At 71.2% G+C, this 12,345-nt stretch carries 8 protein-coding genes and 1 tRNA gene; 7 read left to right on the top strand and 2 right to left on the bottom strand.

What is annotated here, in order from left to right:
- Both B7K26_RS08225 and B7K26_RS08220 read left to right on the top strand, forming a co-directional pair.
- A complete protein-coding gene (locus tag B7K26_RS08225; RefSeq protein ID WP_084078488.1) occupies positions 1-1,080 on the top strand; it encodes an SPFH domain-containing protein in 1,080 nt (359 codons plus the stop codon).
- Positions 1,081-1,224: 144 nt separating this feature from the next.
- Complete coding sequence (locus B7K26_RS08220) at positions 1,225-1,998, top strand: RNA methyltransferase (RefSeq protein ID WP_234998751.1); 774 nt, start codon at positions 1,225-1,227, stop codon at positions 1,996-1,998.
- A 57-nt stretch (positions 1,999-2,055) separates the two neighbouring features.
- On the opposite strand, the gene B7K26_RS08215 is transcribed toward B7K26_RS08220, so the two are convergent.
- Positions 2,056-5,118 carry an alpha-amylase family glycosyl hydrolase gene (locus B7K26_RS08215; RefSeq protein ID WP_234998750.1) on the bottom strand — a complete coding sequence of 1,021 codons (3,063 nt, stop codon included), beginning with the start codon at positions 5,116-5,118 and terminating at the stop codon, positions 2,056-2,058.
- Positions 5,119-5,348: 230 nt separating this feature from the next.
- On the opposite strand from B7K26_RS08215, the gene B7K26_RS08210 reads away from it, so the two are divergent.
- From B7K26_RS08210 to B7K26_RS13035, 5 genes are all read left to right on the top strand, one after another.
- The gene (locus tag B7K26_RS08210; protein WP_084078485.1) at positions 5,349-6,053 is read left to right on the top strand and encodes a hypothetical protein; all 705 of its coding nucleotides are present in this window, start codon (positions 5,349-5,351) and stop codon (positions 6,051-6,053) included.
- Positions 6,050-7,747: a DNA polymerase Y family protein gene (locus B7K26_RS08205; RefSeq protein ID WP_084078483.1), complete on the top strand. Its 1,698-nt coding sequence runs from the start codon at positions 6,050-6,052 to the stop codon at positions 7,745-7,747. The genes B7K26_RS08210 and B7K26_RS08205 overlap by 4 nt, the downstream gene beginning before the upstream one ends.
- On the top strand, positions 7,740-11,123 hold the full coding sequence (locus tag B7K26_RS08200; RefSeq protein ID WP_084078481.1) for an error-prone DNA polymerase: 3,384 nt from the start codon (positions 7,740-7,742) through the stop codon (positions 11,121-11,123). The genes B7K26_RS08205 and B7K26_RS08200 overlap by 8 nt, the downstream gene beginning before the upstream one ends.
- A 90-nt stretch (positions 11,124-11,213) precedes the next feature.
- Positions 11,214-11,302: transfer RNA gene (locus B7K26_RS08195), tRNA-Leu, on the top strand.
- A 163-nt stretch (positions 11,303-11,465) separates the two neighbouring features.
- A complete protein-coding gene (locus B7K26_RS13035) occupies positions 11,466-11,612 on the top strand; it encodes a GPGG-motif small membrane protein (RefSeq protein ID WP_200811026.1) in 147 nt (48 codons plus the stop codon).
- 65 nt (positions 11,613-11,677) lie between these two features.
- Here the strand turns inward: B7K26_RS13035 and B7K26_RS08190 are convergent, their stop codons facing one another.
- Positions 11,678-12,322 carry a GyrI-like domain-containing protein gene (locus tag B7K26_RS08190; RefSeq protein ID WP_084078479.1) on the bottom strand — a complete coding sequence of 215 codons (645 nt, stop codon included), beginning with the start codon at positions 12,320-12,322 and terminating at the stop codon, positions 11,678-11,680.
- Positions 12,323-12,345 lie beyond the last annotated feature (23 nt).

The following is a 12,345-nucleotide window of genomic DNA, read 5'->3' as shown; positions in this document are numbered from 1 at the left end:
ATGGACGACGTCACCCAGATTGTGATCATTGTGCTCGCGGCGGCGTTCGCGCTGTTCATCATCGTCGCGATCGCGCGTGCCATCCAGATCGTGCCGCAGGCGGAGACCCGCGTGGTCGAGCGCCTTGGCCGGTACAGCCGGACCATGGAGGCCGGCATGCACCTGCTGGTGCCCTTCATCGACAAGGTGCGTCAGAAGGTCGACATGCGCGAGCAGGTCGTGTCCTTCCCGCCGCAGTCGGTCATCACGTCGGACAACCTCGTGGTGGAGATCGACACCGTCATCTACTTCCAGGTGACCGATGCGCGCGCCGCGGTCTACGAGATCGCCAACTACATCGTCGGTATGCAGCAGCTCACCGTGACGACCATCCGTAACGTCATCGGCACCATGGACCTCGAGCAGACGCTGACCAGCCGCGATCAGATCAACGGCCAGCTGCGCACCGTGCTCGACGAGGCCACGGGCAAGTGGGGAATCCGCGTCGGGCGCGTCGAGCTCAAGGCGATCGACCCGCCCCTGTCCGTCAAGGACTCCATGGAGAAGCAGATGCGCGCCGAGCGTGACCGCCGCGCCGCGATCCTCACGGCCGAGGGTGTGAAGCAGTCGCAGATCCTCGAGGCCGAGGGCCAGAAGCAGTCCGCGATCCTCAAGGCGGAGGGTGACGCACAGGCGGCTATCCTCACCGCCGAGGGCGAGGCGCGGGCCATCCTTCAGGTGTTCGACGCCATCCACGAGGGTGACGCCGACTCGAAGCTGCTGGCGTACCAGTACCTCCAGGTGCTTCCCGAGATCGCCAGGACGGACTCGAACAAGGTGTGGTTCGTGCCGACAGAGTTCACCGGCGCGCTCAAGTCCATCTCCGCGGCCTTCGGGCAGGAGGAGGAGCTGGAGCCTCTCGAGCGCAACCCGGAGCGGGGCGAGGGTCGCAAGTCGCGCATCACGTCCGCGCTGACCGATCCCGCCGAGGCGCTGCGCCAGGCCAAGCAGGAGGTCGAGGACGCCACGTCCGACGCCACCGACTCCGGCACCCGCTCCGGCCGTCCCTTCGATCCCGACGCGGAGCGCGGCCAGCAGTAACGCCCCGCACACCACCGCGCGGAACTCGATCCCCGTCGCGTATCACCCCACCTCACGCGTGGCGGTAGATACACGGCGGGGATCGGTGCGTCTGCGGGTCCTCGCGGTCGAAATTCGGCGAACTCCGCCTGAGACAATGGCGGCGTGGACCTCCTCGACGACTATCGCGACCTCACCGACGTGGCACTGCGCCGCCGCCTCGAGCCCGAGCGGGGCCTGTACATGGCCGAGGGTGCCAAGGTGATCGAGCGCGCCCTGGCCGCCGGGCATCGGCCCCGCTCGATCCTGGTGAGCCCCCGGTGGGAGGACAGCGCTCGCGCCGCCCTCGCGAGCGCCGGTGTCGATGCGCCCGTCCTCGTCCGGACCGAGGAGGAGCTCGAGCGCGTCACCGGTTTCCAGGTGCACCGCGGGGCGCTCGCCGCCATGGAGCGGCCGCAGCTTCCCTCCCTCGCGGATCTGGCGAGGGACGCGCGCCGCGTGGTGGTCCTCGAGGGGATCGTCGATCACACCAATGTGGGGGCCATCTTCCGCTCCGCCGCGGGAATCGGCGCCGACGCCATCGTGTGCGCGCCGACGTGTGCCGACCCGCTGTACCGCCGCAGCGTGAAGGTGTCGATGGGGACGGTCTTCCAGGTGCCGTGGACGCGCGCCGAGCAGTGGCCCGGGGCGCTGACGGAGCTCAAGGAGGCGGGTTTTACGGTGGCCGCGCTGGCGCTGGCGGACGATGCCGTCTCGCTCGACGACTTCGCCGCCGCCGGTCACGAGCGCATTGCCGTGGTGATGGGAGCCGAGGGCGACGGCCTCACGCGCGCCGCCCAGCACGCGGCCGATGCGGTGGTCACGATCCCCATGAGGGGTGACGTCGACTCACTCAACGTCGCTGCCGCATCGGCCGTCGCGCTGTGGGCCCTGCGCTAGGCGCGAGGCCCGTGGCGAGGGCGCGGCCGCCTTCGCACGTCGGCCGCGCCAACCCTGTTACGTCCCCTCGACCTCCACGAGGTGGGTGGACTCGTCGTAGCGGAAGGTGACGTCGGCATCGGCCGCCAGCTCGAGGAGGATGTTTCCTCCGTCGGGCACGCCGTCCGCGCCGAAGTTGACGGCCCATGAGCCGTCGTAGACCACCTTGTACTCGTAGGTGCCCGCGGCGAGCGACCCGGTCAGCGACCAGACGCCGTCGCCCTCGCTCGTCATCGACGTGGCTGCGCACGTGGGATCCCAGTCCGCGGCGCATCCCAGCGCCGTCTGGAGCGATCCGGCGAGGGTCACCGACTCGGGGGAGTCGTCGCCCGTGCCGCCGCCGACCGTACCGCCGCTGACCTCCACGAGGTGGGTGGAGTGGTCGTAAGTGAAGGTGACCGCCGCAGCCTCGGCGAGCTCAAGCGCGATGTTGGGGCCGTCGAAGGCACCTCCGTCGCCGTAGTTCTCGGTCCACGACCCGTCGATAGCGATCTTGAACTGGTGAGAGCCCGCGGGAAGCTCGAGGGTCAGCATCCAGAGCGACAGGTCCTCGTCGAGCGTCATCTGGATGGCCTCACAGTCGGGCTGCCAGTCGGAGGCGCAGCCCACCGCCGAGTTAAAGGACCCGGGGATGGACACCGCGGCCGGCTGGGCGGCAGCGCCGGTGAGAGCCGGAACGATCGACGACTCCACGGTGGTGCCCGCCGAGGTCGCCACCGCGCGGTACTGCACCTCGGTGCCGTCCTCGAGGTCCGAGACATCGTCGCGCGTGCTCCACGCGGGGGCGGAGGTGTCGGTGCCGATCTCCTCCCAGTCCCCGCCGCTGAGGCGACGTTCGAACGTCACGGAGGTGTCCGCGCGCGCAGGTGTCACCGTGGCGCTGATCAGGGGATTCTCGCCGAGCGTGGTGCCCGAGGTCGGGGACGTGAGGGTCACCTGCGGCGAGGCCACGACGCCGGTGGCCGACGCCGACGTGCTCGACCGCCCCTTCGCGTTGGCCGCCACGGCGCGATACTCGACCTCGGTGCCGGCGTCCAGGTCGGTGACCACATCGAACACCTGATACGGGGCGCTGTCGTCAGTGCCGAGTAGCTGCCAGTCGTCGCCGCCCGTGCGCGACCAGAAGGTCACCTCCGTGTACCGATCGCCGGCGACCGATGCCGCCACGTGCATGCGCCCGAGGTCCTCGGACGCGGGCTCGGCCGTCGTGAGGGTCACTGTGGGCTTGCCCGTAGCGGGGGACACGCGGCCGGCGGACTCGTACACCACCGCGGACAGGGCGGGCACGGTCACGGTGAGGACGGCGTCGCGGTCGGTGCGCTCCGCGCCGGTGGCGCCGTAGATCGCCTTGTACTGACGCTTCGACGCCCAGGTGGGGATCTCGGCCGTCACCGGCTCGGTCGAGTTGTTCACGGCGACCACGTATTCGCGCTGGTCGTCTCGGTCCATCCTGCTAAAGGCGTAGACGCCCGGGCCGTCGGACGCGAAGCGGTTCTGGTGGACGCCGTCACGCAGGGCGGGGTGCTTCTCGACAAGCGCCGACAGGTCGGCGATCGCCTCGTACAGCGGGTGAGTCGTGTCATAGGAGTCGGTCGCGACGGTGGCGTCGGTGCCGATGAGGTCGTCCTCGAGATAGGCGTCGACCTGGGAGGCGAACATGGTCTGGCGCGCCTCCTTATCGCCCCCGTCGCCCGTGAAGCCCTGCTCGTCGCCGTAATAGACCACCGGGTTGCCGCGAGACAACAGCATGAGCGCGTGCGCCAGGACGTCGCGCTGCAGAAGCTCGTCGTCGCTCGCGTCCGGGTTGTCTTGCTCGAGGAACGAACCGAAGCGACCCATATCGTGATTGCCCAGGAAGGTGGGCAGTTGGTAGGCGTTCGAGTCGGCATCGGTGTACCAGTCGTCCGCCGCGAAGAAGTCCGCGAGGGAGCTCGCGGACCCCGACTGCGACACGTACTGGCGCGCCGCCTCCTGGAACGAGAAGTCGAGCACCGACTGCATCGACGCCGCCGTCGTGTAGTGCGACGTGACGGCGCGGGAGGTGTCGTAGACCTCGCCGAACATCATGAACTCGTCCTTGCCCGCCTCGTGGGCGGCCTCGAGGACCTCGGGCCCAAAGCGCTGCCAGAACGCGTCGTCCACGTGCTTCATGGTGTCGATGCGGAAGCCGTCGACGCCAAAGTCCTCGATCCATGCCGAGTAGATGTCGACCATGCCGCCCACCACCGCGGGGTTCTCGGTGAAGAGGTCATCCAGGCCATAGAAGTCGCCGTACTGCGAGTCCTCGCCGGCAAACGTGGTGTCGCCGCGGTGGTGGTACAGGGTGAGGTCGTTGAGCCACGACGGCGTCTTGGCGTCCTCCTCGCCCGGCTCGAGCACGGGGGTGTAGGGGAACGACGAGGCGGCGTCGAGCTCGGGGAAGGCGTCCGTGCCCGCGACGGCTCGGTCGTCGAACTCGTTGCCGTCGGCGTCGACATAGGGGGAGTCGTCCTTGCTCACGTATGCGACGCGGTCTCCCTCCTCGTAGCCGATGACGTCCGCGGTGTGGTTGGTGATGATGTCGAGGAAGACCTTCATTCCCCGCTCGTGGGCGGCGTCCACGAGCTGCGCAAACTCCTCGTTGGTGCCCAGGTGGGGGTCGATGCTGGTGAAGTCCGTGACCCAGTAGCCGTGATAGCCGGCCGAGTCGTCTTCGACCTGGACGGGTTTGTTGGTGAAGGAGGGGGTGAGCCAGATGGCGGTGGTGCCGAGCCCCTCGATGTAGTCGAGGCGATCCATGATGCCCGCGAGGTCGCCGCCCTGGTAGAAGCCCGCATTGCTGGGGTCGTAGCCCGAGACCAGGGGGTCGTCTTCGTAGCCCCCGGTGTTGTTGGAGGGATCGCCGTCGGCGAAGCGGTCCGCCATGACGAAGTAGAACTGTTCCCCCGTGAGCGCCTCGCGCAGGGGAGAGACGGCGTGAGGGGTGGTCGCGGAATCGGAGTGATGGTCGCGGTCGTGCCCGCGGCCTCCCGCGGCGCATCCGGCGAGGGCGATGGCCGATGCCGCGGTGAGCGCTGTCATCCGGGTGAGGGTGGTCGCCACGGTGTCCTCCTTCATTGCAGGGCGGGCGTTGGCGACGAATGTATACGCTTGCATGGCGCGCCGCAAGAGATGCGCCGATGTGGGGTTGCGCGGGCGTCTGAACGTGCCGTGGGCACTGACAGCGCTTGCATTTGGCGGCCGGATGGACGATGTCGGAGCCTCCTGCGATAATCGAACATATGTTCGAACACGGGCCTGTGGGTCCGTCCGCAGGAGGATCGGAGGCGCGCATGCTGAAGCCCCAGCATGATGTCGTGGGCGGCAGCCGGGCCGAGCGGCTCGCCGCCGCACGCCTGGCGCTCGCGGCCGTGGAGACGCGCGTCGGCACCACCCGCGAGGCGGGGGACAGGCCCCGGCTTCCCCTCACCGAGACGCTCGAGCCACTGTTGCCCGAGGGGCTCCAGCGCGGCACGGTGGTCTCGGTCGAGGGCTCCACCTCGCTCATGCTCGCGCTCGCGGCAGGGGCGTCGCGGGAGGGCTCATGGGCGGCGATCGTCGGGATGCCGGCAGTGGGGATCGTCGCGGCGGCGCGGCGAGGCATCGACCTCGCGAGGCTCGTCCTGGTTCCCCACCCCGGCACTCAGGCGGTCGAGGCGGCCGGCGCGTGCGTCGACGGCATGGACGTCACCCTGCTGGGGCCGCGACTGGCGCTGTCCGACCAGGACCGCCGCCGCCTCGCTGCCCGCGCCCGTGAGCGCGGGTCGGTCATCCTTGCCTCCGGGCCCTGGGCGGGCGCTCACCTCACCCTCGCCGTCGAGCGCTCGGCGTGGCGCGGGCTCGGCGCTGGCGACGGACGCCTGCGCGAGCGTGACCTCACCGTCGCCGTCACGGGGCGTCGCTCGGGCGCCGTGAGGCGCGTGCGCGTGACCCTCGACGCGGATGCGACAGGGATGCGCGTGGCGACGGGGTCGCGCGTGGCGGAGGAGGTCGCATGAGCGCGCCAGTGCACGCGCGCGGCGGGCCGGCAACGGCCACCCGTCGGGCGGTGTTGTGGGTGCCGGACTGGCCCGTCGCCGCCGCCATGCGTGAGGGCGGATGGGGAGCCGATGCCCCCGCCGCCGTGCTGCACGGGCGCGGCATGGTCGCCGTCTCGGCCGCGGCGCGGGCCTCGGGGGTGCGGCGCGGTCACGGCAAAAGGCAGGCGCAGCGGGCCTGCCCCGATCTCGCGATCCTGCCCTACGACGAGGGAAGGGACGCGCGCGAGTTCGAGGCGGTCGCGGCTGCCGCGGAGGAGGTCGTCGCGGGGGTCGAGATCTCCCGTCCCGGTCTCCTCATGATCCCCGCCGGGGGAGCGGCGCGTTTTCACGGGTCGGAGGAGGCGCTGGCCGAGGCCCTGGTGAGTGCCGTCGCCGAGGCCTCGGGGCATGAGTGCGCGGTGGGCGCAGCCGACGGCCTGCTCGCCGCCATCATGGCCGCACGCGCCTCGATGCTGGTGCCTGAGGGGAGGTCGGCCGAGTTCCTGGCGGATGCCCCCGTGGAATCCCTGGCGCTCGCGGCCATGGAGCGCCGTCAGCGCGAGGGGGTCGAGGATCTCGTGAGCGTGCTCGGTCGCCTCGGCATCGCGACCCTGTCCCAGTTCACGGCGCTGCCCGCCGGTGACGTGCTCGCCCGGTTCGGTCCCGTGGGGCGCTGGGCTCACCGCATCGGCCACGGCGAGGACGTGCGCCCTCCCGTGCTGCGCCGCTCGGAGGAGGACATCGAGGTCGGCTACGAGTTCGAGGAACCTGCCGAGCGGGTGGAACAGCTCACGCTCGTGGCGGCCGAGTCCTCGCGGCGTCTCGACGAGGCGCTCCTGGAGGCGGGGGTGCGGTGCTCGCGCGTGAGGATCTCCGCGCGTACCGAGCGTGGGGACGTACTGGAGCGGGTGTGGCGCACCGACGTCGGCTCACGCGCGGGCGCCTTCGCGCGCCACATGGCGGATCGCGTGCGGTGGCAGCTTGAGGGGTGGCTGTCCGGCACGGGAAGCGGGCCCGAGCCCGCCCCGCTGACCTCGCTCACCCTCACCGCGCAGGAGGTCATCGCCCTCGGCGACGAGCAGGCCTACCTATGGGGAGGGGTGTCCGGTGCCGACGCGCGGGCGCAGCGCACCGTCGAGCGGATGCAGTCCCTCCTCGGCCCCGATGCTGTGCTGGCCGTCCGTGAACAGGGAGGGCGGTCGCCGCGCGACCGCGTGCTCGCCGCGCCGTGGGGACAGGAGGCCGTTCCCGCGCGCAACGTCGCTCACCCCTGGCCGGGGCGCATCCCCGACCCCGCGCCGGCGACGGTGTTGCCGCTGCCGGAGCCGATGCAGGTGCTGGACGCGGGGGGAAGCCCCGTGATGGTCGACCGTCGCCTCGCGCTGAGTGCGCCCCCCACGTGGGTGCGCCTCCAGGCGGACCCCGGGAAGGCGCGCGCCGCCGCGGCCAGGCGTCATCCGGCTGCCGGGCATGTGGGCGACGAGCCCACCTGGGGCGAGGCGCAGCCGGTCGAGGCGTGGGCGGGGCCGTGGCCCATCGCCGAGCGCTGGTGGTCGGCAGACGCCTCCCGTCGCGCCTACCTGCAGGTGGCCCTGCACCGCGCCGACGGCGGTCCCGCCCTTCTCGCCGCCTTCTCCGGCGGCCAGTGGTGGCTCGAGGCCCTCTATGACTGAGCCCCGCTACGCGGAACTGCACGCCCACAGCGCCTTCAGCTTCCTCGACGGCGCGAGCCATCCGGAGGAGATGGCGGCCGAGGCCGGCCGGCTGGGGCTGTCCGCCCTCGCCATCACCGACCACGACGGCCTGTACGGCGCGGTCCGGTTCGCCAACGCCGCGCGCGCGATCGACCTGCCGACGGTCTTCGGCGCCGAGCTCCATCTCGCCGCCCCCGACACGCCGGGCGGCCCGCCGGTGCTGGACCCACCCACGGGACGGCCCGACCCGCGCGGCTCCCATCTGTTGGTGCTCGCGCGGGGGGCAAGCGGCTACGGGCGTCTGTCGCATGCGATCGGCATGGCGCACCTCGCGACGGGCGAGAAGGGGCTCGCCCGCTACACGCTCGAGGACCTCGCGGCCACGGGCGACGGCGAGTTCCTGGTCCTCACGGGCTGCCGCAAGGGGACGGTGCGCCGGGCCCTCGCGGGCATCGGGGTGCCAGGCGCGAGCGCGCTCGACGGCGCGGTGACACGCGCCGGCGTGGCGGCGGCACGCGCGGAACTCGACCGCCTGACCGGCCTGTTCGGCCGCGACAACGTCGCCGTCGAGATCACCGACAGCGGCGACCCCTTCGACTCCGAGATCGCCGATGCCCTGGCCGACCTCGCCTTCGACGCCCGCCTGCCGCTCGTGGCGACCACCAACGCCCACTACGCGTCCCCGCGCGACGCCGACCTCGCCGCCGCCGTGGCGTCGGTGCGTGCCCGCTCCTCGCTGGACGACATGGACGGGTGGCTACCGGCCGGCGCGGCGGGGCACCTGCGCTCGGCCGCCGAGATGCTCGTGCGCCATCGCCGCCATCCGCAGGCGGTGGCGACCGCGGCGGCGCTGGCAGACGAGTGCGCCTTCGACCTTCAGCTGGTCGCGCCTCGCCTGCCGCCCTACCCCGTGCCCGACGGGCACACGGAGGCGTCGTGGCTGCGAGAGCTCGTGCGCCGCGGCGCCCACGAGCGCTACGGGCCCCCGCATGCCGAGCGGGTCCCCGGTGCGTGGGCGCAGATCGAGCACGAGATGAACGTCATCGAGGCGCTCGACTTCCCCGGCTACTTCCTCATCGTCCACGACATCGTGAACTTCTGCCGGGAGTCCGACATCCTGTGCCAGGGAAGGGGGTCGGCGGCCAACTCCGCCGTGTGCTTCGCGCTCGGGGTGACGGCCGTGGACGCCGTCACCCACGGGCTGCTGTTCGAGCGTTTCCTCGCGCCCGAGCGCGACGGGCCTCCCGACATCGACGTGGACATCGAGTCCGACCGCCGCGAGGAGGTCATCCAGTACGTCTTTCGTCGGTTCGGCCGCATCAACGCCGCGATGGTCGCGAACGTCATCCAGTACCGGCCCCGCTCCGCGGTGCGCGACGCCGCGAAGGCGCTCGGCTACGACGCCGGTCAGCAGGACGCGTGGTCCACCAGTATCGACAGGTGGGGATCCCTGCGCGTCCCGCAGGAGAAGCAGGAGGAATGGGCCGCCAAGCAGCGCGACGCCATGTGGCCCGAGCCGCCGCCCAGTCAGGACCTCGACCACATCCCCGGACCCGTCCTCGACCTCGCGGACCGCTTCATGCGCCTGCCGCGTCACCTGGGCATCCACCCGGGCGGCATGGTGCTGTGCGACAGGCCCGTCATCGACGTCTGCCCCGTCGAGTGGGCGCGCATGCCAGGGCGCACCGTCCTGCAGTGGGACAAGGACGACTGCGCGGACGCGGGGCTCGTGAAGTTCGACCTCCTCGGCCTCGGCATGCTCTCGGCGCTGCGCTACGCCTTCGGCTACATGCGCGACGTCGCCGGCGAGAACCTGGGCCTTCACTCGCTTCCCCAGGAGGACCCGGAGGTCTACGACCTGCTGTGCGCCGCGGACACCGTCGGCGTGTTCCAGGTCGAGTCCCGCGCCCAGATGGCGACCCTGCCGCGCCTGCGCCCGCGGCGCTTCTACGACATCGTCATCGAGGTCGCCCTCATTCGGCCCGGGCCCATCCAGGGCGGATCGGTCCACCCCTACATCAACCGCGCACGGGGCCGCGAGGAGGTCACCTACCTTCACCCGTTGCTTGAGAAGTCGCTGGGAAAGACCCTGGGCGTGCCGCTGTTCCAGGAGCAGCTGATGCAGATGGCGATGGACTGCGCGGGATTCGATGGGGCGCTGGCCGACCAGCTCCGCCGCGCGATGGGCTCCAAGCGCAGTCCCGAACGCATGGAGGCGCTGCGTGCACGCTTCATGGTCGGCGCGAACGAGCGGGGCATCACCGCGGACGTCGCCGCGCAGATCTTCGACAAGCTCAAGGCGTTCAGCGACTTCGGCTTCCCCGAGTCGCACTCGTACTCGTTCGCCTACCTCGTCTACGCGTCCAGCTGGCTCAAGGTCCACCGTCCCGCGGCCTTCTACGCCGGACTGCTCGCCGCCCAGCCCATGGGCTTCTACAGCCCGCAGTCGCTCGCGGCCGATGCCAGGCGTCACGGCCAGGTCATCCTCCGCCCGTGCGTGGCGAGGTCCGATGCCCTCGCCAGTGTCGAGCGGCTCGACTCGCCGTTCGCGGCGCCGGGGGAGACCCGAGCGGACATGGCGCGGCTCACCCGTGTCGACCGCGCGCTCGCGGTGCGCATGGGGCTCGCCTCGGTGCGGGGGCTCGGGGCCGATGCCGCCCAGGCCATCGTCGACGCGCGAGCCGAGGGGGCCTTCCGCGACCTGCGCGACATGGCCAGGCGCGTGCGCGTGCGGCCCGCAGGGGTCTCCGGCAAGGCGGGGCTGGCCCCCGAGAAGGGGCTTACCACCGCGCAGTGGGAGGCCCTCGCCACCGCGGGCGCGCTCGAGTCCTTCGGGGTGACGCGCCGCGAGGGGCTGTGGGCCTCGGGGGCGCTGTCGCTCGAGGGACCCGACACCCTGCCGGGCACCGCGCCGGGCGTCGACGCGCCCACGCTGCCGGGCATGAGCGTGGTCGAGGAGGCCATCGCCGACGTGTGGGCCTCCGGAGTCTCGGCCGACACCTACCCGACGGTGTTCGTGCGCGACGGCCTCGACGCCCAGGGTGTCCTCACCGTGGCGGGGGTGCTGGGCCACGAGGCGGAACGGCGCGTGAGCGTGGCCGGCGTGGTGACGCATCGCCAGCGGCCCGGGACGGCGAAGGGCGTGACGTTCCTGTCGCTCGAGGACGAGACGGGCTTCCTCAACGTGATCTGCTCGCGCGGGCTGTGGAAGCGATTCCAGGCCGTCGCCAGGCGCTCTCCCGCGCTCGTCATCCGCGGGCGCATCGAACGCGCAGACGGCGCCACCAACCTCGTCGCCGAGCATCTGTCCGCGCTGTCGCTCAAGGTGCCATCGAAGAGCCGCGACTTTAGGTAGGAGAATTCGTCGAAGTGGTGAAGAGGGCCGGAAAACCCGTGCTAGAGTTTCTTCTCGCTGAGCCGCTCGCAAGAGCAGAACAGACACCCTGTCCGGGTGGCGGAATTGGCAGACGCGCTAGCTTGAGGTGCTAGTGCCCGTTTTAGGGCGTGGGGGTTCAAGTCCCCCCTCGGACACCACAAGACGAAGGGCCGGAGCAGACGCTCCGGCCCTTCGTCGTTTCCCGCCATCCCCACACTTCTTGGCGCCACCCCCGGGAATAACAGGGGTGACGTGGCGGTTGATGCAGGCGTCCGAAGCAGTACTGGCACCAAGCATTCTTCGCAGCACAAGGAGATACTCATGGCCACCATCCTGTGGATCATCGCCGTCATCGTCGGCATCATCGGGATCATCCGCCTCATCCAGCGAGACTTCGTCTGGGGAGCCGTCCTCATCGTCGCGGCGTTCCTCATCGGCCCCGGAGGCGTGAGCATCTTCAACCCCTAGGCCGGGTACGCGCGTCCTCGCGGACCCGCTGCGTGCCCTCGACGCCCGCGCCGCCGCCATCCCCCTCAGCAGGCAGGCAGCGCGGGCGTCGCTGCGTCCGCCACCGGCTGACGCAGGATGGTCCGCAGCCGCTCGGGAGCGACGCGGCGCGGATCGCTCAGGTAGATCTCGTGGTGACGCCCCGTCATCGCGAGTCCGAGGCCGGGGATGACCTCGCCGTGCATCCGCTCAAGCACCGGCCCCTCGTCGTCGTACGGGCCCACGTGAAGCGTCTGCACGCATCGGCCCTCGTCGAGGACCTCCAGGCGCACGGCGTCGAGCAAGCGCGGGGAGGACTTCGCGGTGGTGCGCCGCACCGCCTCCTTGACCTCGGCAGGCCCGAGCCAGTCGGGAACCCTCACCATTACTGTCCAGTGCCAGCGCGTCTTGTCGCGCGCCGCCGTAAAGGCGCGCATGTCATCGGCCCACCACAGGGCCTCGAGCGGCGGAACGACGTAGTCCCTGTCGCGCTCCCGCTTGCTGAGGAACTTCAGCGCGTACGCGACCGGGTAGATCGCCGCGAGGGCGTCGGCGTACGCGGGGGAGACGTTCGGATCGCCGGAGCCGTCCACCATGAGGAACGAGGCGGGGGCGACGTCGACCACGCGGAACTCGCCGGCGCGTGCAGCGTACGAATCGAGCTCTCGCTTCAGGTCGACCTTGTGAGCCACGCTCGCCTCCCGTCGGCGCGCGC

Source organism: Demequina sp. NBRC 110057 (genome assembly GCF_002090175.1).
Taxonomy (GTDB): domain Bacteria; phylum Actinomycetota; class Actinomycetes; order Actinomycetales; family Demequinaceae; genus Demequina.
Note: the sequence above shows the minus strand (reverse complement) of the source record. Positions and strands in the feature narration are given on the sequence as shown.

Bases quoted from the DNA above. Each gene is read 5' to 3' on its own strand.
- B7K26_RS08225 (WP_084078488.1), top strand. From the start codon at position 1: ATGGACGACGTCACCCAGATTGTGATCATTGTGCTCGCGGCGGCGTTC.
- B7K26_RS08210 (WP_084078485.1), top strand. From the start codon at position 5,349: ATGCTGAAGCCCCAGCATGATGTCGTGGGCGGCAGCCGGGCCGAGCGG.
- B7K26_RS08205 (WP_084078483.1), top strand. From the start codon at position 6,050: ATGAGCGCGCCAGTGCACGCGCGCGGCGGGCCGGCAACGGCCACCCGT.
- B7K26_RS08200 (WP_084078481.1), top strand. From the start codon at position 7,740: ATGACTGAGCCCCGCTACGCGGAACTGCACGCCCACAGCGCCTTCAGC.
- B7K26_RS13035 (WP_200811026.1), top strand. From the start codon at position 11,466: ATGGCCACCATCCTGTGGATCATCGCCGTCATCGTCGGCATCATCGGG.